Annotated in this window: 20 protein-coding genes; 11 read left to right on the top strand and 9 right to left on the bottom strand. The window is 60.0% G+C overall.

Translation table 11 applies throughout. The features are described from left to right. The first annotated feature begins 63 nt into the window (after positions 1-63). The 9 genes from bioF (at position 64) to J0G10_RS28190 (ending at position 11,399) form a co-directional block, all read left to right on the top strand. Positions 64-1,242 carry an 8-amino-7-oxononanoate synthase gene (bioF, locus tag J0G10_RS28230; protein ID WP_095050335.1) on the top strand — a complete coding sequence of 393 codons (1,179 nt, stop codon included), beginning with the start codon at positions 64-66 and terminating at the stop codon, positions 1,240-1,242. Next, positions 1,235-1,966 (top strand): alpha/beta fold hydrolase, encoded by a 732-nt coding sequence (locus tag J0G10_RS28225; protein ID WP_220557081.1) that lies wholly within the window; start codon positions 1,235-1,237, stop codon positions 1,964-1,966. Before bioF ends, J0G10_RS28225 begins: the two co-directional genes overlap by 8 nt. Beyond that, positions 1,959-2,768: a malonyl-ACP O-methyltransferase BioC gene (bioC, locus tag J0G10_RS28220; protein WP_095126230.1), complete on the top strand. Its 810-nt coding sequence runs from the start codon at positions 1,959-1,961 to the stop codon at positions 2,766-2,768. Before J0G10_RS28225 ends, bioC begins: the two co-directional genes overlap by 8 nt. Next, the gene (gene bioD, locus J0G10_RS28215) at positions 2,765-3,445 is read left to right on the top strand and encodes a dethiobiotin synthase (protein ID WP_095050294.1); all 681 of its coding nucleotides are present in this window, start codon (positions 2,765-2,767) and stop codon (positions 3,443-3,445) included. Before bioC ends, bioD begins: the two co-directional genes overlap by 4 nt. Positions 3,446-3,552: 107 nt before the next feature. Further along, positions 3,553-3,849 carry a pyrroloquinoline quinone biosynthesis protein PqqE gene (locus J0G10_RS28210; RefSeq protein ID WP_093429944.1) on the top strand — a complete coding sequence of 99 codons (297 nt, stop codon included), beginning with the start codon at positions 3,553-3,555 and terminating at the stop codon, positions 3,847-3,849. A 274-nt stretch (positions 3,850-4,123) separates the two neighbouring features. Then, positions 4,124-5,929 (top strand): phenylacyl-CoA dehydrogenase, encoded by a 1,806-nt coding sequence (locus J0G10_RS28205; protein WP_095050295.1) that lies wholly within the window; start codon positions 4,124-4,126, stop codon positions 5,927-5,929. 300 nt (positions 5,930-6,229) lie between these two features. Beyond that, positions 6,230-7,519: a GGDEF domain-containing protein gene (locus tag J0G10_RS28200; RefSeq protein ID WP_095050296.1), complete on the top strand. Its 1,290-nt coding sequence runs from the start codon at positions 6,230-6,232 to the stop codon at positions 7,517-7,519. A gap of 90 nt (positions 7,520-7,609) precedes the next feature. After that, positions 7,610-9,406: an acyl-CoA dehydrogenase C-terminal domain-containing protein gene (locus J0G10_RS28195; RefSeq protein ID WP_220557080.1), complete on the top strand. Its 1,797-nt coding sequence runs from the start codon at positions 7,610-7,612 to the stop codon at positions 9,404-9,406. Positions 9,407-9,620: 214 nt separating this feature from the next. Then, on the top strand, positions 9,621-11,399 hold the full coding sequence (locus J0G10_RS28190) for an acyl-CoA dehydrogenase C-terminal domain-containing protein (RefSeq protein WP_194935268.1): 1,779 nt from the start codon (positions 9,621-9,623) through the stop codon (positions 11,397-11,399). 227 nt (positions 11,400-11,626) lie between these two features. On the opposite strand, the gene J0G10_RS28185 is transcribed toward J0G10_RS28190, so the two are convergent. Next, a complete protein-coding gene (locus J0G10_RS28185) occupies positions 11,627-12,541 on the bottom strand; it encodes a LysR family transcriptional regulator (RefSeq protein WP_077574788.1) in 915 nt (304 codons plus the stop codon). A gap of 169 nt (positions 12,542-12,710) precedes the next feature. On the opposite strand from J0G10_RS28185, the gene J0G10_RS28180 reads away from it, so the two are divergent. Together J0G10_RS28180 and J0G10_RS28175 are read left to right on the top strand one after the other, a co-directional pair. Further along, positions 12,711-13,994, top strand: a complete 1,284-nt coding sequence (locus tag J0G10_RS28180; RefSeq protein WP_095126227.1) for an aspartate aminotransferase family protein — start codon at positions 12,711-12,713, stop codon at positions 13,992-13,994. A 193-nt stretch (positions 13,995-14,187) separates the two neighbouring features. Next, entirely contained in the window at positions 14,188-14,346 is a 159-nt protein-coding gene (locus J0G10_RS28175; protein ID WP_003228885.1) for a YqaE/Pmp3 family membrane protein, read from the top strand. Between the two features lie 133 nt (positions 14,347-14,479). Here the strand turns inward: J0G10_RS28175 and J0G10_RS28170 are convergent, their stop codons facing one another. The 8 genes from J0G10_RS28170 to J0G10_RS28135 all read right to left on the bottom strand — a co-directional run bounded on the left by J0G10_RS28170 (position 14,480) and on the right by J0G10_RS28135 (position 23,025). Continuing rightward, a complete protein-coding gene (locus J0G10_RS28170) occupies positions 14,480-16,291 on the bottom strand; it encodes a S9 family peptidase (RefSeq protein WP_095050300.1) in 1,812 nt (603 codons plus the stop codon). Then, entirely contained in the window at positions 16,257-17,396 is a 1,140-nt protein-coding gene (gene pqqE, locus J0G10_RS28165; protein ID WP_016983158.1) for a pyrroloquinoline quinone biosynthesis protein PqqE, read from the bottom strand. The genes J0G10_RS28170 and pqqE overlap by 35 nt, the downstream gene beginning before the upstream one ends. Next, positions 17,389-17,664: a pyrroloquinoline quinone biosynthesis peptide chaperone PqqD gene (pqqD, locus tag J0G10_RS28160; protein ID WP_095050301.1), complete on the bottom strand. Its 276-nt coding sequence runs from the start codon at positions 17,662-17,664 to the stop codon at positions 17,389-17,391. Before pqqD ends, pqqE begins: the two co-directional genes overlap by 8 nt. Continuing rightward, positions 17,661-18,413, bottom strand: coding sequence for a pyrroloquinoline-quinone synthase PqqC (gene pqqC / locus J0G10_RS28155; RefSeq protein WP_042606685.1), 753 nt, complete (start codon positions 18,411-18,413; stop codon positions 17,661-17,663). Before pqqC ends, pqqD begins: the two co-directional genes overlap by 4 nt. 140 nt (positions 18,414-18,553) lie before the next feature. Beyond that, positions 18,554-19,465: a pyrroloquinoline quinone biosynthesis protein PqqB gene (pqqB, locus tag J0G10_RS28150; protein WP_064388219.1), complete on the bottom strand. Its 912-nt coding sequence runs from the start codon at positions 19,463-19,465 to the stop codon at positions 18,554-18,556. 81 nt (positions 19,466-19,546) lie between these two features. Next, positions 19,547-19,621: a pyrroloquinoline quinone precursor peptide PqqA gene (gene pqqA / locus J0G10_RS28145; protein WP_003422658.1), complete on the bottom strand. Its 75-nt coding sequence runs from the start codon at positions 19,619-19,621 to the stop codon at positions 19,547-19,549. Between the two features lie 156 nt (positions 19,622-19,777). Continuing rightward, positions 19,778-22,192: a pyrroloquinoline quinone biosynthesis protein PqqF gene (pqqF, locus tag J0G10_RS28140; protein ID WP_220557079.1), complete on the bottom strand. Its 2,415-nt coding sequence runs from the start codon at positions 22,190-22,192 to the stop codon at positions 19,778-19,780. 38 nt (positions 22,193-22,230) lie between these two features. Continuing rightward, a complete protein-coding gene (locus J0G10_RS28135; protein WP_220557078.1) occupies positions 22,231-23,025 on the bottom strand; it encodes a carbon-nitrogen hydrolase family protein in 795 nt (264 codons plus the stop codon).

Below are 23,025 nucleotides of genomic sequence, written 5' to 3'. Positions count from 1 at the left end.
GGCCTATTCGCGAGCAGGCTCGCTCCCACAAGGGATCTGTGTCACTTGAAAGTCGAGGCCTGCATGTCTTTCGATCTCGCCGCACGCCTTGCTGCCCGTCGTGCCGAAAATCTCTATCGCCAGCGACCGCTGCTTGAGTCCCCGCAAGGCCCGCAAGTGGTGGTCGACGGTAAACCGTTGCTTGCCTTCTGTAACAACGATTACCTCGGCCTGGCCAATCATCCGCAAGTGATCGAAGCCTGGCGCGCCGGCGCTGAACGTTGGGGTGTCGGTGGTGGCGCCTCGCATCTGGTGATTGGCCACAGTGGCCCGCATCACGCACTGGAAGAAGCGCTGGCCGATCTCACCGGTCGACCGCGTGCATTGCTCTTTACCACCGGCTACATGGCTAATATCGGCGCGGTCACGGCGCTGGTCGGGCAGGGCGATACGGTGCTGGAAGACCGCCTCAATCACGCTTCGCTGCTGGACGCGGGTCTGTTGTCCGGCGCGCGTTTCAATCGTTATCTGCACAACGACGCGGTGAGCCTGGCCAAGCGTCTTGAGAAAGCCACCGGCAATACGCTGGTAGTCACCGACGGTGTGTTCAGCATGGACGGCGATCTCGCTGACCTGCCGGCATTGGCTCGTGAAGCCAAGGCCAAAGGCGCGTGGCTGATGGTCGATGACGCTCACGGTTTTGGGCCGCTGGGTGCGAACGGTGGCGGCATCGTCGAGCATTTCGGTTTGAGTCAGGAGGACGTGCCGGTACTGGTCGGCACCCTCGGTAAAGCCTTCGGCACCGCTGGCGCCTTCGTCGCGGGCAGCGAAGAGCTGATCGAAAGCCTGATCCAGTTCGCCCGTCCGTACATCTACACCACCAGCCAGCCCCCGGCGCTGGCTTGCGCGACCCTGAAAAGTCTGGAGTTGCTACGCACTGAACACTGGCGCCGGGATCATCTGCAGACCTTGATCCGCCAGTTCCGCCAGGGCGCCGAGCAGATCGGCCTGGAGTTGATGGACAGCTTCACGCCGATCCAGCCGATCTTGATCGGCGATGCCGGGCGCGCGGTGCGGTTGTCGCAAATGTTGCGCGAGCGCGGGCTGATGGTTACCGCCATCCGCCCACCGACCGTGCCCGCCGGCAGCGCGCGCTTGCGCGTGACCCTGACCGCCGCCCACAGCGAGGCGCAGGTGCAGCTATTGTTAGAGGGACTGGCCGATTGCTTTGCCCAACTGTCGTCGGAGCCAAGCCATGCGTAATCGCCTGATTCTGCTGCCCGGCTGGGGCCTCGGTGTGTCGCCGATGGAGCCTCTGGCCGCCGCTTTGCAAGGGCTCGACGAGCATCTGAAAGTGGAAATCGAGCCGCTGCCGGAGCTGGATTCCAGTGACCTGCAAGACTGGCTCGATGAACTCGATGAACGCATTCCACAAGACGTCTGGCTCGGTGGCTGGTCGCTGGGTGGCATGCTCGCGTCCGAATTGGCGGCGCGCCGTGGCGAGCGCTGCTGCGGTTTACTGACTCTGGCGAGCAACCCTTCCTTCGTTGCCCATGAACAGTGGCCGACCGCGATGCCGGGCGAGACCTTCGATGCATTTCTCGCCGGTTGCCAGGCCGATCCCCGGCTGACCCTCAAACGCTTTTCGCTGCTCTGTGCTCAAGGTGCACAAGATGCGCGCGGCTTGTCGCGGTTGATGCTCGGCGGCGCACCGCACACGGCGCCGTCGGTGTTGATGGCGGGCCTGGAATTGCTCGCGCAACTGGACACCCGCGAAGCACTGCAAGCATTTCGCGGCCCGCAATTTCATCTGTTCGCCGGACAGGACGCTCTCGTTCCGGCGGAAGCGGCGGGGGCGTTGTTCGTCCTGTTGCCGGACATCGAAATAGGTCTGATCGAACAGGCCTGTCATGCGTTCCTTCTGGAAGACCCCCACGGACTGGCGGGCGCTATCCAGGCTTTTTTACATGAGTGCGGTGATGACTGATTTGTCTCTTGTGCTGCCTGGCGGCTTGCCTGACAAGCGTCAGGTCGCGGCCTCTTTCTCCCGCGCGGCGGCCAGTTACGACAGCGTCGCCGAGTTGCAACGTGATGTGGGTACACAATTGCTTCAACGCTTGCCGGCGGATTTTTCACCGTCGCGCTGGCTGGATCTGGGCTGCGGCACCGGCTATTTCACCCGGGCACTGGCCTCGCATTTTATCGAGGGGCACGGTCTGGCGCTGGACATTGCCGAGGGCATGCTCGATCACGCGCGGCCGTTGGGCGGCGCTGAGTACTTCATTGCTGGCGATGCGGAGCGTCTGCCGTTGCAGGACTCGACTTGCGACCTGATCTTTTCCAGCCTGGCGGTGCAGTGGTGCGCGGATTTCGATGCAGTGCTCAGCGAAGCCTTTCGCGTACTGAAACCGGGTGGGATTTTTGCGTTTGCTAGTCTTTGTGTCGGGACGCTGTTTGAGTTGCGCGACAGCTGGCGGCAGGTCGACGGGATGGTGCACGTCAACCGCTTCCGCGAGTTCGCCCGTTATGAGCAACTGTGTACGGCCAGTGGCTTGCGTACGCTAAGCCTGGAGAATCAGCCTCACGTGCTGCATTACCCCGATGTGCGCAGCCTGACCCATGAATTGAAGGCCTTGGGTGCGCACAATCTGAATCCCGGACGGCCCGGTGGTTTGACCGGGCGCGCGCGGATTCTCGGGCTGGTGGAAGCTTACGAGCAGTTCCGTGAAGCGTCGGGATTGCCGGCGACTTATCAGGTGGTCTACGCCGTGTTGGAGAAACCCGTATGAGCGCAGCCTATTTCATCACCGGAACGGACACCGATGTCGGCAAGACCACGGTTGCCGCAGGGTTGCTGCACGCGGCGCGTTCGGCCGGGCTGAGCACAGCGGCGGGCAAACCGGTGGCGTCCGGGTGCGAAGTGACGCCCAAGGGGCTGCGCAATTCCGATGCGTTGGCGCTGTTGGCCGAATGTTCGCTGCCGCTGACTTATCAACAGGTCAATCCCGTGGCGTTCGAGCCTGCGATTGCTCCGCATCTGGCGGCGCGTGAGGCCGGAGTAGCGTTGACCGTGCAATCGTTGCTGGCGCCGATGCGCGAGATTCTGGCGATGAACGCCGATTTCACCTTGATCGAGGGCGCGGGTGGCTGGCGGGTGCCGTTGGCGGACCAGGACAATCTGTCGGATCTGGCGATTGCGTTGAAGCTGCCGGTGATTCTGGTGGTGGGTGTGCGGCTGGGGTGCATCAGTCATGCCTTGCTGACGGCCGAGGCGATTGCCCGTGATGGGCTGCAACTGGCCGGGTGGGTGGCGAATATCATCGATCCGAAGACTTCGCGGCTTGAGGAGAACCTCGCCACATTGGCCGAGAGAATTCCGGCGCCGTGCCTTGGGCGCGTGCCGAAACTCAAGAGCTTGAGTGCCGAAGCGGTAGCGGATCATTTGCAACTGGATCTGCTCGACTAAGCTTTTCTCTATGGGCAGGCACTGTGCCATTAGTGTTTTTGACGGGTGTTTTTCTGGCGCCTCTGGTTCAATGGCGCCATTGATCCTTCCCAAGGATGAGAACTGTTATGGAAATCTCCGGTAACACAGCTTTTTATGCAGGTCTGAGCTCGATTCAAAGCGGGCAGAACCGCGTTGATCAGGCCGCCAGCCAGATTGCCAACAACACCATTGAGCGTTCGGTCACCAGCCAGTCTTCGGAAGCGCAGGTCGATCGTCTGCGCGGCGTTGATCGCAGCCAGCAAATGGACCTGGGCAGCGACATGGTGCAAATGGCCCAGGGCAAATTTCAGGTGGAGCTAGGCGTAAAAGTTGCCAAAGCTTCCGACGAAATGCTCGGTACGATCATCGACACCTTCGCCTGATTTTTCACCATCTACACCCTGAACGCCGCGCTTTGTCGCGGCGTTTTTCGTTGTAAGTCCTTCTCCCTCAACTAATCTTTTTTCAGCGCCCATGACTCGTTCGAGCTCATGGCGGTTTGCTGCGTCCGCTGTTTGAAAGATGCGGGGACGAACGGCAAAAGATCGATGCTTGACAAGATTTCGGCGTAAACGTATGTTTCAAACAACTGTTTGACCGTCACAACAAATCAACACGGTCGTTCATTCCCGGTTACATCAGCAGAGGTTTATCGCTATGCCTGACTACAAGGCCCCCTTGCGTGATATTCGCTTCGTTCGTGACGAACTGCTCGGCTACGAAGCGCACTATCAGAGCCTTCCGGCTTGCGCAGACGCAACTCCGGACATGGTTGACGCCATTCTCGAAGAAGGCGCCAAGTTTTGTGAGCAGGTACTGGCACCGCTGAACCGTGTGGGCGACCTCGAAGGTTGCACCTGGAGCGAGTCCGGCGTGAAAACCCCGACCGGCTTCAAAGAGGCTTACAAGCAATTCGTCGAAGGCGGCTGGCCAAGCCTGGCTCACGACGTTGAGCACGGCGGTCAGGGCTTGCCTGAATCGCTGGGTTTGGCAGTGAGCGAGATGGTTGGCGAAGCCAACTGGTCGTGGGGCATGTACCCAGGCCTGTCGCACGGTGCGATGAACACCATCTCCGAGCACGGCACCCCTGAGCAGCAAGAAGCCTATCTGACCAAACTGGTTTCCGGCGAATGGACCGGCACCATGTGCCTGACCGAACCACACTGCGGCACCGACCTGGGCATGCTGCGCACCAAGGCCGAACCTCAGGCCGATGGTTCCTATAAGGTTTCCGGCACCAAGATCTTCATCTCGGCCGGTGAACACGACATGGCCGATAACATCGTCCACATCGTGCTGGCCCGCCTGCCGGACGCACCGGCTGGTACCAAAGGCATCTCGCTGTTCATCGTTCCAAAGTTCCTGCCCAATGCTGATGGCACCGTCGGTGCACGCAACGCAGTGAGTTGCGGTTCGCTGGAACACAAGATGGGCATCCACGGCAACGCCACTTGCGTGATGAACTTCGACGGCGCCACCGGTTACCTGATCGGCCCGGCGAACAAAGGCCTGAACTGCATGTTCACCTTTATGAACACCGCACGTCTGGGTACCGCACTGCAAGGTCTGGCCCACGCCGAAATCGGTTTCCAGGGCGGCCTGAAATACGCTCGCGACCGTCTGCAAATGCGCTCCCTGACTGGCCCGAAAGCGCCGGACAAAGCCGCTGACCCGATCATCGTGCACCCTGACGTTCGCCGCATGCTGTTGACCATGAAGGCGTTCGCCGAAGGCAACCGTGCGATGGTGTACTTCACCGCCAAACAGGTCGACATCGTCAAATACGGCGTCGACGAAGAAGAGAAAAAGAAAGCCGACGCACTGCTGGCCTTCATGACCCCGATCGCTAAGGCGTTCATGACCGAAGTCGGTTTTGAATCCGCCAACCACGGCGTACAGATCTACGGCGGCCATGGCTTCATCGCCGAATGGGGCATGGAGCAGAACGTTCGCGACAGCCGCATTTCGATGCTGTACGAAGGCACCACCGGTATCCAGGCACTCGACCTGCTGGGCCGTAAAGTGCTGATGACGCAAGGCGAGGCCCTGAAAGGCTTCACCAAGATCGTCCACAAGTTCTGCCAGAACAACGAAGGCAACGAAGCCGTTGCAGAGTTCGTCGCACCGCTGGCCGCGATCAACAAGGAATGGGGCGAGCTGACCATGAAGGTCGGTATGGCTGCCATGAAAGATCGCGAAGAAGTCGGCGCGGCTTCCGTGGACTACCTGATGTATTCCGGTTATGCCTGCCTGGCTTACTTCTGGGCCGACATGGCGCGTCTGGCAGCTGAAAAGCTGGCAGAAGGCACCGGCGACGCGGCGTTCTACACGGCCAAGCTGCAAACCGCGCGCTTCTACTTCCAGCGCATCCTGCCGCGTACCCGTACGCATGTGGCCACCATGCTGTCGGGCGCCAACAACCTGATGGACATGAAAGAAGAAGACTTCGCACTGGGCTACTAAGCATTAACGCGGTCTGTTGAAAAACCGCTGCTCCCTTGGGGGGCAGCGGTTTTTTTATGCGCGGAGTTCCTCCGGTTGTGGGTATTCCTGGAAGAAATTCCCGACATGGCCATCAAGCATGATGGCCATGAAGGAGGTTTCATCTCCAAGGAGGCAAAAAACCTTGGTCGAAGGCTCAGAAATCAGCGTTTCCGGCCGTTAAAGAGACTGCGTGTGATCTGGATCACATTGTGTGTGCTTAACTGCATGCATTGCAGGCACAATGCCACCTCTTTGCCATGACGGGTCGGAGCTTTACCCTTGCCGCGTTCTTCCGCTGTACGTTTCAGCCATTTCCTACCTTCACTGCTGTTGTTACTCGCGGGGTTGGCGGCTGCGTACGTCAAAGACCTTAGCGTATTCTTCACGTCGCTGTTCAACGTGTTGCCGACGTTGGTGCTGTTGCTGGGCGGCGCGTATTGCGCGGTTTACCGCCGTCAGCGCGAGCTGTTTCTGATGCTCACGGTGTACATCGCCTACTTTCTGCTCGACACCCAGACCGACTATTACCGCGACAATGGCAAGGTCCGCGAAGACGCTGCGGTGGTCTTCCACCTCGTCTGCCTGCTGTTGCCGTTGTTGTTCGGCTTGTTCGCCGCATGGCAGGAACGTACACATCTGTTCCAGGACATGGTCGCGCGTTTCGCCGTGTTGCTGGCCTTTGGCAGCGTGGCATTGGGGCTTGAGCAAAGTTATCCCCAGGCATTGCTGATGTGGCTCTCGGAAATTCGCTGGCCGGCGCTACACGGCGCGTGGATGAGTCTGATTCAGCTCTCGTATCCAGTGTTCATCTCGGCGTTCCTGCTGCTGGCCTGGCAATACTGGCGCAACCCGCGTCCGCTGCATGCGGCGCAACTGGTGGGTTTGCTCGGTGTGTTCTGGATGCTGCCGAAAACGTTCATCCTGCCGTTTACCCTGAACATCATGTGCAGTCAGGTGATGTTGATGATCGCCGCCGCGGTTGCGCATGAGGCTTATCAAATGGCCTTCCGCGATGAACTCACCGGACTGCCGGGCCGTCGCGCGCTCAATGAACGCATGCAGCGCTTGGGTCGCAACTATGTATTGGCGATGAGCGACGTCGATCACTTCAAGAAATTCAACGACACCCACGGCCACGATGTTGGTGACCAGGTTTTGCGTCTGGTCGCCAGCAAACTGTCGAAAATCAGCGGTGGCGGTAGGGCGTATCGCTATGGCGGTGAGGAATTCGCCCTGGTGTTCGCAGGCAAAACCCTTGAGGAGTGCATGCCGCACCTTGAGGTGATCCGCGAGTCGATTGCGTCCTACAGCATTCAACTGCGCAATCAGGAAAACCGTCCGCAGGATGATCAGCAAGGTCGTCAGCGCCGCGCCGGTTCCGGTGCTTCCAGCGTTTCGGTCACGGTGAGCATCGGCGTCGCCGAGCGAGTGGAGCAACGCAACCCGGAACAAGTGCTGAAGTCCGCCGACGAGGCGCTTTACGCCGCTAAAGGCGCGGGGCGTAACTGCGTGGTTGCGTTCGGCCAGAACCGTCGTGGCGCGGTGCGCATGGACACGGCCGCAGGTTGAGTGATGACGGCGCATTCAGCGCCTGCACAATGATTGTGGGGCGTGGTGGCCGGCAGTAGGTTGGAGAAATCTGCTGACGGAGAAGCCACCATGCCTGAGTACAAAGCTCCCCTGCGCGACATGCGCTTTCTGATCGACCACGTCTTCGACTTTCACAGCAACTACGCCGCCCTCGGCGCCCACGACGCCAGCCCGGACATGATCAACGCGATCCTCGAAGAGGGCGCGAAGTTCTGCGAGAACGTGCTCGCACCGCTCAATCGCAGCGGTGACGAAGAGGGCTGCCATTTCGACAACGGTGTGGTGACAACGCCTACAGGCTTCAAGCAGGCATTCGCACAATATGTCGAAGGTGGCTGGCATGGTCTGGCGGCAGATCCGAGCTACGGCGGCCAAGGGCTGCCAAGTTCGCTGGGGCTGGTGATCAGTGAGATGGTCGGCTCCAGCAACACTTCCTGGGGCATGTACCCGGGCCTGACCCACGGCGCGATGTCGGCGATCCATGCCCATGGCAGCGCCGAGCAGAAAGACACCTACCTGAGCAAACTCACCGCCGGCCAGTGGACCGGCACCATGTGCCTGACCGAAGCCCACTGCGGCACCGATCTGGGCATCATCAAGACCCGCGCCGTGCCTCAGGCTGATGGCAGTTACGCGGTTACCGGCAGCAAGATTTTCATCTCTGCCGGCGAGCACGATATGAGCGATAACATCATCCATCTGGTGTTGGCCAAGTTGCCGGATGCGCCGGCCGGGACCAAAGGGATTTCGCTGTTTATCGTGCCGAAGTTCTTGCCGGATACGGCGGGTGAAGCGGGCGAGCGCAACGGTGTTTCCTGTGGTTCGATCGAACACAAGATGGGCATCAAGGCTTCGGCCACTTGTGTGCTGAACTTCGATAGCGCCAAGGGCTATCTGATCGGTGAGCCGAACAAGGGCCTGAACTGCATGTTCACCATGATGAACCACGCGCGGCTAGGCACCGGCATGCAGGGTTTGTGTCTGGGCGAAGCAAGCTTCCAGGGCGCGATCAAATACGCTAACGACCGCTTGCAGATGCGCGCGCTGACCGGCGCCAAAGCCCCGGATAAACCTGCAGACCCGATCATTGTCCACCCGGACGTGCGGCGCATGCTGCTGACCATGAAAGCCTTTAACGAAGGCAATCGGGCGCTGACCTACTTCACCGCGCAGTTGCTCGATGTCGCGCATCTGAGCGGTGATGCCGAAGCACGGCAGGAGGCCGAGGATTTGCTGGCGTTCCTCACGCCAATCTGCAAAGCGTTCATGACCGACACCGGCCTGGAAGTGACCAACCACGGCATGCAGGTATTCGGTGGCCACGGCTTCATTCGCGAGTGGGGCATGGAGCAGTTGGTTCGCGACTGTCGGATTGCGCCGATCTACGAAGGCACCAATGGCATTCAGGCCTTGGATCTGCTTGGGCGCAAGGTGCTGGGCAGTCAGGGCAAGTTGTTGCGTGGCTTCACCAAAATCGTCCATAAGTTCTGCGCGGCCAACGGCGAACACCCGCAACTGGGCGGTTTCGTTGCGCAGCTCAATGAGCTGAACCAGCAGTGGGGCGACCTGACCGTGAAGGTCGGGATGGCGGCGATGAAGAACCCGGATGAAGTGGGCGCGGCGTCGGTGGACTACCTGATGTACAGCGGTTACATCATCCTTGGCTATCTGTGGTTGCGCATGGGCCTGGTGGCGCAGGCGCAACTGGAGGCGGGCGAGGGCGAGGGGGATTACCTGCGCGGGAAATTGGCGACCTGCGAGTTTTACTTCAAGCGCTTGTTGCCGCGTACGGTGGCGCATCGTGCGGCGATCGAGGCGGGCAGTGATTGCTTGATGAAGTTGCCGGCTGAAATGTTTGCGCTTTAAGCAAGATCAAAAGATCGCAGCCTGCGGCAGCTCCTACATGGGACCGAGTTTTATCTGTAGGAGCTGCCGCAGGCTGCGATCTTTTTTGTGATGACTAAAAATAACAAAACGGTCACGGGTTGACCCTATGTGTCGCAAAAGTTGTTGAGGTACACTCGGGCTCAACGAAAACATCATTCCACGAATCACCTGTTTAGATCTTGCGAGGTTTGCCATGGCTGACTACAAAGCGCCGCTGCGCGATATGCGCTTCGTCCTCAATGAAGTGTTCGAGGTCGCCAAGCTCTGGGCCGAACTGCCGGCCCTGGCCGAGACTGTCGACGCCGAAACCGTTGAAGCCATTCTCGAAGAGGCCGGCAAAGTCACCAGCAAAAGCATCGCACCTCTGAGCCGCGCTGCCGACGAAGAAGGCTGCCACTGGAAGGACGGTGCCGTCACCACGCCGGCCGGTTTCCCACAGGCTTATCAGACGTACGCTGAAGGCGGCTGGGTTGGCGTCGGTGGCGATCCGCAATACGGCGGCATGGGCATGCCCAAAGCCGTGTCGGCGCAAGTCGAAGAAATGGTCAACTCCGCCAGCCTGTCGTTCGGTCTGTACCCGATGCTGACCGCCGGCGCCTGCCTGTCGATCAACGCTCACGCCAGCGAAGAGCTGAAAGCCGCGTACCTGCCGAACATGTACGCTGGCGTCTGGGCCGGCTCGATGTGCCTGACCGAGCCGCACGCCGGCACCGACCTGGGGATTATTCGCACCAAGGCCGAGCCTCAGGCCGACGGGTCGTACAAAGTCAGCGGCACCAAGATCTTCATCACCGGTGGCGAACACGACCTCACCGAAAACATCATTCACCTGGTGCTGGCCAAGCTGCCGGACGCCCCGGCCGGTCCTAAGGGCATCTCGCTGTTCCTGGTGCCGAAGTTCATGGTCAACGCCGACGGCAGCCTGGGCGCGCGCAACCCGGCGAACTGCGGTTCGATCGAACACAAAATGGGCATCCAGGCGTCCGCGACCTGTGTGATGAACTTCGATGAAGCCGTGGGCTATCTGGTCGGTGAGCCGAATAAAGGTCTGGCCGCGATGTTCACCATGATGAACTACGAGCGTTTGGGCGTGGGCATCCAAGGTCTGGCCACCGGCGAGCGCTCCTATCAGAACGCCGTCGAATACGCCCGCGACCGTCTGCAAAGCCGTTCGCCGACTGGCGCGCAGAACAAAGACAAAGTCGCTGACCCGATCATCGTCCACCCGGACGTGCGGCGCATGTTGCTGACCATGAAAGCCTCGAACGAGGGCGGCCGTGCGTTCTCCACCTACGTAGCGATGCAGCTCGACACCGCCAAGTTCAGCGAAGACGCCACCACCCGCAAACGTGCGGAAGATCTGGTCGCGTTGCTGACGCCTGTGGCCAAGGCATTCCTCACCGACCTGGGTCTGGAAACCACCGTGCACGGCCAGCAGATTTTCGGCGGCCACGGCTACATCCGCGAGTGGGGTCAGGAGCAACTGGTACGTGACGTGCGCATCACCCAGATCTATGAAGGCACCAACGGCATTCAGGCACTGGACCTGGTCGGGCGCAAGATCGTCGGCAGCGGTGGCGCTTTCTACAAGCTGTTCGCTGACGAGATCCGCCATTTCACCGCGACGGCCAGCGCCGATCTGGGCGAATTCACCAAACCGCTGAACGATGCCGTCGACACCCTCGACGAGCTGACCTCGTGGCTGCTGGATCGGGCGAAAAACAACCCGAACGAAATCGGCGCGGCTTCGGTCGAATATTTGCAAGCATTCGGATACACAGCGTACGCCTACATGTGGGCATTGATGGCCAAAGCTTCGCTAGGCAAAGAAGCGCAAGACGATTTCTATGCCAGCAAACTGGGCACCGCGCGCTTCTACTTCGCCCGCTTGCTGCCGCGTATTCACTCGTTGAGTGCGTCGGTGAAGGCCGGTAGCGAGTCGCTGTTCCTGCTGGATGCGGCGCAATTCTGATGCGATGACGTCATGTAAGCATTCTCTTACATGACGTGCTGCTGTTCTCCCATATGCGTAGATTGGATCCACGGCTAATCTACATTTCATGGACGTCGCGCAGGAAGCGCAAAGCAACAACACGGACACGTAGGATTCTGCCAGGGTGGCGGAGTGAAATGGATGTCAGGGAAACAGTCTGCAAAGCCCCGCTTCGGCGGGGTTTTCTTTTGCCTGCAGAAAAGTAGTCAGGCCAGCGGATCAAGCGCCGGCTTCACTTCGCGCTCCATCACTTCTTCCAACAATGTCTGCAACAGCGCCAAAGGCGCCTGCTGGCGCTGCACATCGCGACAGACCAACCCTACCTTCAGCGGCACGCGCGGTTCGCTCAGCGGTTTCCAGAGCAGATCCTGATCGTCGTACTCCTTTTGCGAACGCCCCGGCAGCACCGTCGCCAGTTTGGTGTGCGGCAGGCTGTCGAGTATCCCCACCATATTGTTCAGTTCGGCCTGCACCTGCGGGCGTCGTCCGAGCGCGGTCAATTGCGCCTGCCAGATCTGGCGGATCTGAAACTCTTCGCCCAGCAGCAACATCGGCAGCTCGGCAGCCTGGCGCATCGAAACTTTCTTGAATTCACGCAGCGGATGATCCGCCGGGATGACCAGCGTCAGTTCATCTTCGTAGAGCATCACGCCGTGCAGGCCGGGTTGGCGCGGCGGCAGGTAACTGATGCCGATGTCCAAAGAACCGTTGAGCAGCCGCCGCTCGATCTCAAGTCCGGTCAATTCATAGATCTGCACCACCAGATGTGGCTGTGCCTTGCGCACCCGCTCAAGCATTTGCGGAACGAGACTGGTGTGAACCGTTTGCAGCACGCCGATTGCCAGCGTGCGCAAGGCCTGCCCCTTGAAGTTGCCCAGCGCCTCACGCGCCCGCTGCAATCCGTCGAGCAGTGGCAAAGCGTGGTTGTACAACGTGTGCGCGGCGAGGGTCGGCAGCAGGCGTTTGCTGCTGCGTTCGAACAAGGTGACGTCGAGGTTCTGTTCGAGCTGGCGGATCTGCTGCGACAGTGCCGGTTGCGAGATCGACAGGCGTTCGGCGGCGCGGCCGACATGGCCTTCTTCGTAGACCGCGACGAAATAACGCAGTTGTTTGAAATCCATAAGTAATGCTTATCGAAAATGCTGGTAAATCGAAATGGCCCGCAGACCTCAGTGAGCCTAGTCTAACCGCATTCACAAGGCTTACAGGGCCAGAAAGCGCGATGAATAGCGTTCGCTTCGACAGTGTTTGCATAGGCAGTTCAAAACACCTTAAACGTGGTGTTTTTCAATGAATCTGTTCAGTTTGCGGCGCCAGACGCCGAGTCTCGATGACCTCGCTTTTGAGGCTGATCCTTCTGATATCAACGAAAATCTTAGCTCCGAGCGCCTGATGCCCAGCGTCGAACGGCCGCAACAGGTGTTCGTGCGTGGTCAGGGTTCGTGGCTGTGGGACAGCAATGACCGCGCGTACCTCGATTTTTCCCAGGCCGGTGGCGCCAACAGTCTTGGCCACAGCCCATCAGCGCTGGTCAAAGCGATTGCCAGCCAGGCGCAGGCGCTGATCAATCCCGGTTTCAACCTGCACAATCGCGGCATGCTCAGCCTCGCTGAACGGCTGTGCGCCAGCACCTCCAGCGATCAGGCCTATCTGCTCAACAGCGGCAGCGAAGCCTGTGAAGCGGCGATCAAACTGGCGCGCAAATGGGGCCAACTGCATCGTGGCGGCGCTTCGCGAATCATTGTGGCGAAGCAGGGCTGTCATGGTCGCAGTCTGGCGACGATTTCTGCCTCCGACAGCTGCAACCTGCACAACCGTTTTGCGCCGTTACTGCCGGGTTTCGATCTGGTGCCGTTCAACGACTTGCCCGCGCTGCACGCCGCGGTCGATGCGCAAACCGTGGCGATCATGCTGGAGCCGATCCAGAGCGATGCCGGGGTTGTTCCGGCGACTGAGCATTACCTAAAAGGCGTTGAACGTCTGTGCCGAGAGCTGGGCATTCTGCTGATCCTCGACGAAGTACAAACCGGCATCGGTCGCTGCGGCACCTTGCTTGCCGAACAGTCCTATGGCGTACGCGCCGATATCGTCGTGCTCGGCAAAGGCCTTGGCGGCGGTGTGCCCTTGGCGGCGCTGCTGGCGCGGGGCAAGGCGTGTTGTTTCGACACGGGTGAACTGGGCGGCACGCATCACGGCAATGCGCTGATGACAGCGGCTGGCCTGGTGGTGTTCGACAGCGTGTACGACCGCAGCTTCCTGCAGCAGGTCAACGATAATGGCCAGCATCTGCGCGAAGGCCTGGCCCGATTGGCGCACCGCTACGACCACGGCGAACTGCGTGGCCAAGGTTTGTTCTACGGACTGACCCTGTCGGACGATTCCGCTGAGGCCGTGGTCCACGCCGCCCTTCACGAAGGCTTGCTGCTCAACGCCCCGCAAGCCAACTGCCTGCGCTTCACCCCGGCCCTTACCGTCAGCAAAACCAACATCGACGAAATGCTCCTGCGCCTGGGCCGCGCCTTCTCGCGAGTGCGAACCGCACAACTGCAATGCCGCAAGGGGATTGCCGTCTGAACTGAAGTTTCTTACCCGATTTCCAGAACCGTCTCGCGGTATAACGCACGCCCCACGCCTGATTCTTTTGGCGTGGGGCGTTTTTTTTGAGGTGGTGGCGATCAAATGGCCGTTGCACTGAACCCTGACGAGCGGCGCAGGTCGATTAGCTTGTATGGCTCAAGTGAGCCAACCCCCATACAGGAGCTGCCCCATGGATTTCATTCGCATCATCATCGCTATTCTGTTGCCACCACTGGGCGTATTTCTGCAGGTCGGGTTTGGCGGGGCGTTCTGGTTGAACATTCTGCTGACGTTGTGCGGTTATATTCCGGGGATCGTGCATGCGGTGTACATCATCGCCAAGCGCTGAGTACTGCGGCGCCAAGTAGATAGCTTTCGCGAGCAGGCTCGCTCCCACAGGGGATTTGTGAACAACACAGATCCAATGTGGGAGCGAGCCTGCTAGCGAATGGGGCAACCCGGTTTTGAACAGGGCGCGGTGATCAGTCCGTCAATCCCATTACCTGGCGATAGAACTTCCACTCCTGCTCCAGCGCATGCGCTTGATTGGCCGCGCGGCGGAATCCGTGGCGTTCGTCGGGGTAGTAATGCGCTTCGACCGGGACGCCGTTGTGCTCCAGCGCCGTGACCATGTCGCGGGTCTGTTGTGGCACGACCACGGCGTCCAGTTCACCCTGAAAGAAAATCACCGGTACGCGGATGTTGTTTGCGTGCAACAACGGCGTGCGTGCGGCGTAGCGTTCGGCGTCTTGCTCGGGATCGCCGATCAGCCAGTCCAGATAATCACCTTCAAATTTGTGCGTAGCTCGAGCCAACGCAACCGGGTCGCTGACGCCGTACAAGCTCGCTCCAGCGCGGAAGACTTGCTTGAACGCCAGCGCACATAACGTGGTGTAGCCACCTGCGCTACCGCCACGAATGAATGCGCGATCACCGTCGATCAAACCCTGGCCGGCGAGATGACTCACCACCGCACAAGCATCCTCGACATCCACCTCACCCCAGCTCAGATGCAAGGCCTGCCGATATTCGCGGCCATAACCACTGCTGCCGCGATAGTTGAGATCGGCCACGGCGAAGCCGCGTTGCGTCCAGTATTGAATGCGCGGGTCGAGCATCGGGTAGCAGGCCGATGTCGGGCCGCCGTGGATGAACACCACCAGCGGCGGGTTTGTCTCGCCGCTCATGGCCGGATAAAAGAACCCATGCGCTTCGCCCGAACCGCTTGGGTAACACAGGGTTTGCGGACGGCTAATGCGCTCTGCGGGTAAAGGCGCTACGCCGCCGGCCAGCATGTTCACTTTGCGCGTCGCCCGATCAATGGCGATGACCGCAGAAGGACTGATCGGCGAGGCGGCGATGCAGTAGATAAATTGCGCATCCAAAGCCAAATGCCGGAAACGACTGTAGTCACCGGTGAAGTCGTCATCGCCTAATGTCAGACGGCCGAAACCGCCTTCACTCCAACTGGCTAAAACCGAATTTTCAACAGGCAACCAAGTGCAGCCGCCCAGTTGCCACGGTGCTGGCGCGTGATCGGCTTGCGCAGCAGGTAATGGCTCCAAACCGTTGGAAGTCTCAGCCCACGGCTGCCAGAATCCACCACGATCGGTCAGGCAATAAAGGCGATTGTCGGCATCGAATCGCGGTTGCTGAATGGACTCTTCAACCTCGGTGCCGGCAATGCATTGCGGCGAACCAAATGCACCGTCAGTCGAACGCTCAGCCACCATCAACCGGGTCGACGTCCACGGCTGATGCGGCCGACTCCACTCGATCCAGGCCAAGCGCTGGCCATCCACACTAAGGATTGGCGCCGCATAAAAATCCGCGCCTTCAGCCAATAAATGCCGCCCACCGTCAGCCAGATCGATTGCTACCAGCCGATGCTGATCTTGCTGTTCTTCGACCGCCAGCACTTGGCCGAAAGCAAAATGCAGATCGCCATAACGGCACTCGCCCGAGGTCAATGCTTCCGGCTCGCCACCGAGCTTCTGGCGATACAACTGCTGATCCGCCTCAGCGACGAAAACCACCCCATCCGGCGTCAGACAAAACGCGCCACCGCCATATTCGTACACGCGACTGCGCACGCTAAAACCATTCGGCGTCAGACATTTCGTCACGCCATCGCGCCAATGCCAGATCCGGCACGCGGCATCTTCCGGACGATATTCATTCCAGAACAGCCCGTTGGCGCCGAGCTGAAGTTCGGCGAAGTCCATGCCGGCAGCGACGGCTTGCGAAGCGCTGAATGGCTCAGCCCTTGGCGATGAGGCGCGAGTTTCGTTCATTGCGGAAGGCCAGTTGTTCGATGGTTTGAGTGGCAGTCTCGGCTTCTTCGCGGGCCTTGAGAATCACGCCGTGATGTTCGGACTTGCTGCACACCGGGTCGGCATTGCTCGCATCACCGGTGAGCATGAACGCCTGACAGCGGCAGCCGCCGAAGTCTTTTTCTTTCTCGTCGCACGAGCGGCACGGCTCGGGCATCCAGTCGTAACCACGGAAGCGGTTGAAGCCGAACGAGTCGTACCAGATGTGCTGCATGCTGTGATCGCGCACATTGGGAAATTGCACCGGCAACTGTCGGGCGCCATGACAAGGCAGGGCGGTGCCGTCCGGTGTGACTGTCAGAAAAATACTGCCCCAGCCGTTCATGCAGGCCTTCGGGCGTTCTTCGTAGTAATCCGGGGTGACGAAAATCAGCTTGCACGGATGCCCTTCGGCTTCCAGCTTCGCGCGGTATTCGTTGGTGATGCGCTCGGCGCGCACCAGTTGCTCTTTGGTCGGCAACAGGCCGACACGATTGAGCTGCGCCCAACCGTAAAACTGGCAGGTGGCGAGTTCAACGAAGTCGGCTTCCAGCGCAATGCACAGCTCGATGATGCGGTCGATCTTGTCGATGTTGTGCCGATGGGTGACGAAGTTCAGCACCATCGGATAGCCGTGGGCCTTCACTGCGCGAGCCATTTCCAGCTTTTGCGCGAAGGCCTTTTTCGAGCCGGCCAGCAGGTTGTTCACTTGCTCATCGCTGGCCTGAAAACTGATCTGGATGTGATCGAGCCCGGCCTTCTTGAAGTCGCTGATTTTCTGCTCGGTCAGGCCGATGCCAGAGGTGATCAGGTTGGTGTAGAAACCCAACTGCCGCGCTTCATGAATCAGCTCCGCGAGATCCTGACGCACCAGCGGCTCGCCGCCGGAAAAGCCCAATTGCGCCGCGCCCATCTCCCGCGCTTCGCGGAACACCTTGATCCACTGCTCGGTGCTCAGCTCTTTGCCCTGCTCGGCGAAATCCAGCGGATTGGAGCAGTACGGGCATTGCAGTGGGCAGCGATACGTCAGCTCGGCGAGCAGCCACAGCGGCAGGCCGACTTCAGGCTTGGGCGGCAGATCAGGCAAGTTCGATCCAGTGCTGCGCACGGGCAACCTCCATGAATTGCTCGATGTCGTCACCGAGCTCAGGCACGCCCGGGAACTGCTCATCGAGTTTGGCAATGATTGCCGCGACATCGCGTTCGCCGTCGATTAAACCGCCGATCAACGCAGCGGTTTCGTTGAGTTTGATCATGCCTTCGGGGTAGAGCAGCACATGGCCTTTCTGCGCCGGTTCGTACTGGAAGCGGTAGCCGGGACGCCAGGTCGGGACTTTGCTGCGGTCGAAACTCATAAGGTGATTCCTTTGTGCCAGACGCGTTGTTCGGTGACGCTGTGATACGGCGGGCGGTTCAGTTCGTAGGCCATGCTCATGGCATCGAGCATGCTCCAAAGAATGTCCAGTTTGAACTGGAGAATTTCCAGCATGCGCTCCTGGCCTTCACGCGTCTTGTAGTGCTCAAGCGTGATCGCCAGACCGTGCTCGACATCGCGTCGCGCCTGACCGAGACGGGTGCGGAAGTATTCGTAACCGGCCGGGTCGATCCACGGATAATGCTGCGGCCAACTGTCGAGGCGCGACTGGTGGATCTGTGGTGCAAACAGTTCGGTCAACGAGCTGCTGGCGGCTTCCTGCCAACTGGCGCGGCGGGCGAAGTTGACGTAGGCGTCGACGGCGAAACGCACGCCGGGCAGCACCAGTTCCTGGGAACGCAGTTGATCAGGGTCGAGGCCGACCGCTTGGCCGAGACGCAGCCAGGCTTCGATGCCGCCGTCCTCGCCGGGGGCGCCGTCGTGGTCGAGCAGGCGTTGAATCCACTCGCGGCGGATTTCCCGATCGGGGCAGTTGGCGAGGATCGCCGCGTCCTTCAGGGGGATGTTCACCTGATAGTAGAAGCGGTTGGCGACCCAGCCCTGAATCTGTTCGCGGGTGGCGCGGCCTTCGTACATCGCCACATGGTACGGGTGGTAGATGTGGTAATAGGCGCCTTTGGCGCGCAGGGCCGCTTCGAATTCGGCCGGGGAAAGCGGGGTGTCGGTCATTGCGGTTCTCCGGGGAACAACCCTAGAAATATCTGGTGTCTGTACCGGTCTTATCGCGAGCAGGCTCACTCCTACAAGTGATCGCATTCCAATGTAGGAGTGAGCCTGCTCGCGATAGACCGCGCAGCGGTCTTAAATGCTTACAGCACAATACTCATGCCATCGAACGCCACTTCAACATTACGCCGGGCCAACTCAGCACGCTCCGGCGAATCTTCGTCAAGAATCGGATTGGTGTTGTTGATGTGGATAAGCACTTTGCGCTGCTCAGGCAACTGCTCCAGCACTTCGAGCATGCCGCCAGGGCCGTTCTGCGCCAGATGGCCCATCTCGCGACCGGTGCGGGTGCCGACGCCACGGCGCTGCATTTCATCGTCATCCCACATCGTGCCGTCCACCAGCAGGCAATCGCTGCCGGCCATGATCTCCAGCAACGGCGCATCGACCTTGCCCAGGCCCGGCGCATAGAACAATTTGCCGCCGGTCTTCAAGTCTTCAACGATCAAACCGATGTTGTCGCCCGGGTGAGGATCGAAGCGGTGCGGCGAGTACGGCGGCGCGGCGCTACGCAACGGCAGCGGGGTGAAGCGCAGGTTCGGGCATGCGGCCACGGTGAAGCTCTGGTCGAGTTCGATGCGGTTCCAGTCCAGCCCGCCGTTCCAGTGGGTGAGCATCTTGAACAGCGGGAAACCAGTGCTCAGATCTTCATGAACCATGTCCGTGCACCAGACCTGATGCGGGCAGCCTTCGCGCAGGCTGAGCAGGCCGGTGGTGTGGTCGATCTGGCTGTCCATCAGAATGATCGCGCTGATGCCGGTGTCACGCAGGGCGCGGCCCGGTTGCATCGGGGCGAAGCTTTGCAGCTGTGCGCGGATGTCCGGCGAGGCGTTGCACAGTACCCAGTTCACGCCGTCATCGGAAATCGCGATGGACGATTGGGTGCGGGCCTTGGCATTCAGGCTGCCGTCGCGAAAGCCTGCGCAATTGACGCAGTTGCAGTTCCACTGCGGAAAACCGCCACCGGCGGCCGAACCCAGAATCTGGACGAACATGAACGCTCCATCATTTCTACGCGGAAAATAAAACGCCCCGGCGAGCCGAGGCGTTGCACTGCAATTCTACGTAAGCAGAACTCAGCGGCTGGCGAAGTACATGGTGACTTCGAAGCCGATACGCAGGTCGGTGTAAGCCGGTTTTGTCCAGGACATAGGGTGTCTCCTCAGGTTGGGTGGGATAGCGCTGTCCATAGGTATAGTCCACGGCAGCGCAAAGATGTTCCAAATAGTTAGGCGGCTATGTTACTCAAAATTTCACCGGGTTTGCCCGTGAATATTCGAGAAAGCTCCTTGCAGCCTCGGTAATGATCAATTTGTCGTTTGCCATGGGTTACCGGGTGCGGGGTCGCTGGCGAGACAGAGCCAGCCGCCCTCGGCGTTGATCAAGCGCTGTGCTGCGTTAAACAACGCCTGGCGATCCAGTTGGCCAATGGCGGCGAGTAATTGCCCAAGATAATCCGACGAGTGGCCTGCGAGTCTGGCCTGCCAGAGCAGCTCAGCAGCGTCTTTGCTGGATAGATTGGCTGCGTCGAATTGATCCGCGAGGTTATGCCGCTGCTGGTTGAGGCTGGCCTCATCAAACTGTTCGATCAGCGCGGGCATACCTTTGAGGAACTGTTGAATGTGTTTGAGCAACTCCGCAGGTCTGGCGCTCGGGGATTGCACGCCAAACAGCAGGGCGGTTTGGCCATTCATCTGACGAAGCGCACTGAACACCACATAGCCCAATTGCAATTCGACGCGCAGGCGCTGGTAGAACGGCGTCTGGCACACGTGCGCCAACAGTCGCCACGCGGCGTCCTCGACGATGTCGCGGCTGGTGGCGGGGCAGAACAACAGCACGGCGTGTTCGCTGGAGGCGGTATCGACATGGCGCCAGTGTTTTTGCGCGGTGATTGCCGCCGGCGCTGCCAGTTGGTTGTCCGGGATGGCGGGAACCCGGCTCAGGGCCAGGCCCAAGGCGGACTGGGTCTGTTGGCTCAGTCCCAACGCGAGGCCGTCCCAATGCGAAGTTGTCCACAGCTGTTGGGCGTCGTCGCCGGTTTTAGCTGATTCCAGCGCCTGTTCCGGCAGCGCTTTCAGCAACTGGCGAATGGGGATCAGCGGCGTTTCCGCCTCACTACGCAACGAATCGGCGTCAACTTGCGTCAGACATTTCAGCGCATGCTCCAGGACGCTGGGCATTGGCTCCTGCAGGCCGGTGAGCTTGAGCAACCATTGATGCCCTGTGGTGCTGAAAGACAACTCGACTCCAGCCTCGCGCGCGTCTTGCTGAGTTTCCCGAAGACTGCGTTGCAATCTCGAGTGCAGATCAGGGCTGGCGGCAGACTCAACCTGCCAACGCAGATAAATCGCGCCTTCATTGCCGCTGTCCGGCAAGACCTGGCTGAACTGCATCGGCGAGCGTTCGCGACGGCCGCGCGAGCGATCCTGAGCAAATGTACGAAGGCCACGGTGGGCGCTGGTTTGGCCGCGAATCAGGCCTGCATTGGCGAGCGGTTCGCTGGTGCGCAGGAATGGATTGGCAGCAGGTAATCGCCAGTGAGCGCTGAAGTTATCCACAACACCGATTTCACGGAGCAGATGTTTGAGGGCGCTGATGCCGCTGTCGGACAGACCACTCTCTTGTCGCTCGCTGTCGAGTCGTGCCAGTTGCAGCGCGCCGCTGACTTGTTGCTGGCGCTGAACCAGGGCCGTGTATTCCGCCCGCAGCGGCGTCCAATCCTGTTGCGCGAAGAAGCTCAGCCAATCCTTTGCGCGTTCGCTAATGGCGTTCATCGATTCGGCTGGTGCGATGAATGCCAGATGTAGCAAGGCTTGCCCCGCAAAGCAGTACAGGGGTGCGGCTTTCAGATCATCCGCCAGATTCTGTTCCTGCAGATGCGCCAGCAACCCCCCGGGCTTGGCACTGTTCAGCCAGTGGCAGAGGAATGCCATTGCCTCGGCGGAAGTCTCCGGCAAATCATCGAACGCAAACAGCAGATTGCCGCGTCGCTCAGCGGCCTGTTGATAACTTTTCACCGCCAGCGGCAGGGGCGCCACCTGTGCAACTTTATCCCCAACCGGCAAAGCCGCTGCGAACTGCTCGGCCAGCGCGCGCAGCTCTTCAAGGCTCTGCGGCCCCACCAGGCTCAAGCTCATTTGTCCGGTGCGATAGAACTGCTGGTGGAAATCCTTCAACGCCTGTTGAAACGCTGGCAATTCCACTTTCAGGCTGTCCCGATTCCCCGCATGAAATCCGCGCAACGGATGCTCTGCCGGTAAACCCTCATACAACGCAAACTGCTGCTGAGCCGCAGGATCTTGCGACCAGGCGACAAATTCCGCCTGCAACACTTCCCGTTCCCGCAGTTGATCGTCCAGATTCATACGCGGCTTGGCTAGCATGTCTGACAGACGCTCCAACCCCTTGCTGAACGAGCGCGTCGGCAGCTCAAAGAAAAAGTCAGTGGTGCGTTCGCGAGTGCTGGCATTCACTTGGCAACCGTGGCGCTGCACGTAGGCCATCAACCCTTCGTCCGCCGGAAAACGCTCAGTGCCGAGAAACAGCAAATGCTCGAGGAAATGCGCCAGCCCCGGCCACGCCAATGGCACGTCATGACTACCGGCAGCCACCCGCAGGGCAGCGGCACTGCGCTTGAGGCCTGGCACATGACGCAGGGTCACGCGCAAGCCGTTGGCCAGGGTTTCGGTGTGGGGGCGGGGGTGAGTCGGCGCAGGCATGGGCACTTCCAGAACAGTGGAGTGCCCATGCTAGCGGATTAGCGCTTGTTCAGCGCGCCGTAAAGCTCCGGGCGGCGGTCGCTGAGGTAGCGATTGGCCGCGCGTGAATCGATCATCAACTGCCGATCCAGTTCGCCGACGATCAATGCTTCGTCCAGACCGGCCTGAGCAATACGGCTGCCGTCAGGCGCGGCGATGCTGCTTTGCCCGCAATAGTGGATATCGCCTTCATGGCCGCAGTAGTTGGCGTAGGCCACGTAGCATTGGTTTTCGAAGGCGCGGGAGCGTACGGAGACATCGGCGATAAAATCGAACGGAATCATGTTCGCCGTCGGCACCAGAATCAGCTCGGCGCCGTCGAGGGCCAGGCGTCGGGCGTTTTCCGGGAATTCCAGGTCGTAGCAGATCAGGAAACCGAGTTTCCAGCCGTTCAGTTCAACCACCGGAAAATCGCCTTCACCGGGGCTGAACATCGAGCGATCAAGGTCACCGAACAGGTGCGTCTTGCGGTAATTGCACAGGCGCTCACCGTTGGCGTCTATCAACTGCACGGCGTTGTAGATCTGCCCGTCCGCCGTGCGCTCGGGGTAACCGTAGAGAATCGCCAAACCGGCCGACTTGGCAATGCGGCCGATCTGCTGCGCCCATTCCCCGTTGTAGACCTCAGCCAGGGTGCTGACCGCTTCGGCGCCAATGTTGTAGCCGGTCATGAACATCTCCGGCAGCACCAGCAGATCGGCGCCTTTGGCCTCCATCGCCACTTGATGCAGGCGTTGCAGGTTGGCGGCAGGGTCCAGAGGCAGCGGTGGACATTGGTAAAGGGCTACACGCAT

Source organism: Pseudomonas germanica (assembly GCF_019614655.1).
GTDB classification, from domain to species: domain Bacteria; phylum Pseudomonadota; class Gammaproteobacteria; order Pseudomonadales; family Pseudomonadaceae; genus Aquipseudomonas; species Aquipseudomonas neuropathica.
The sequence above is the reverse complement of the archived record's forward strand: the minus strand, read 5'-3'. Positions and strand labels throughout refer to the sequence as shown.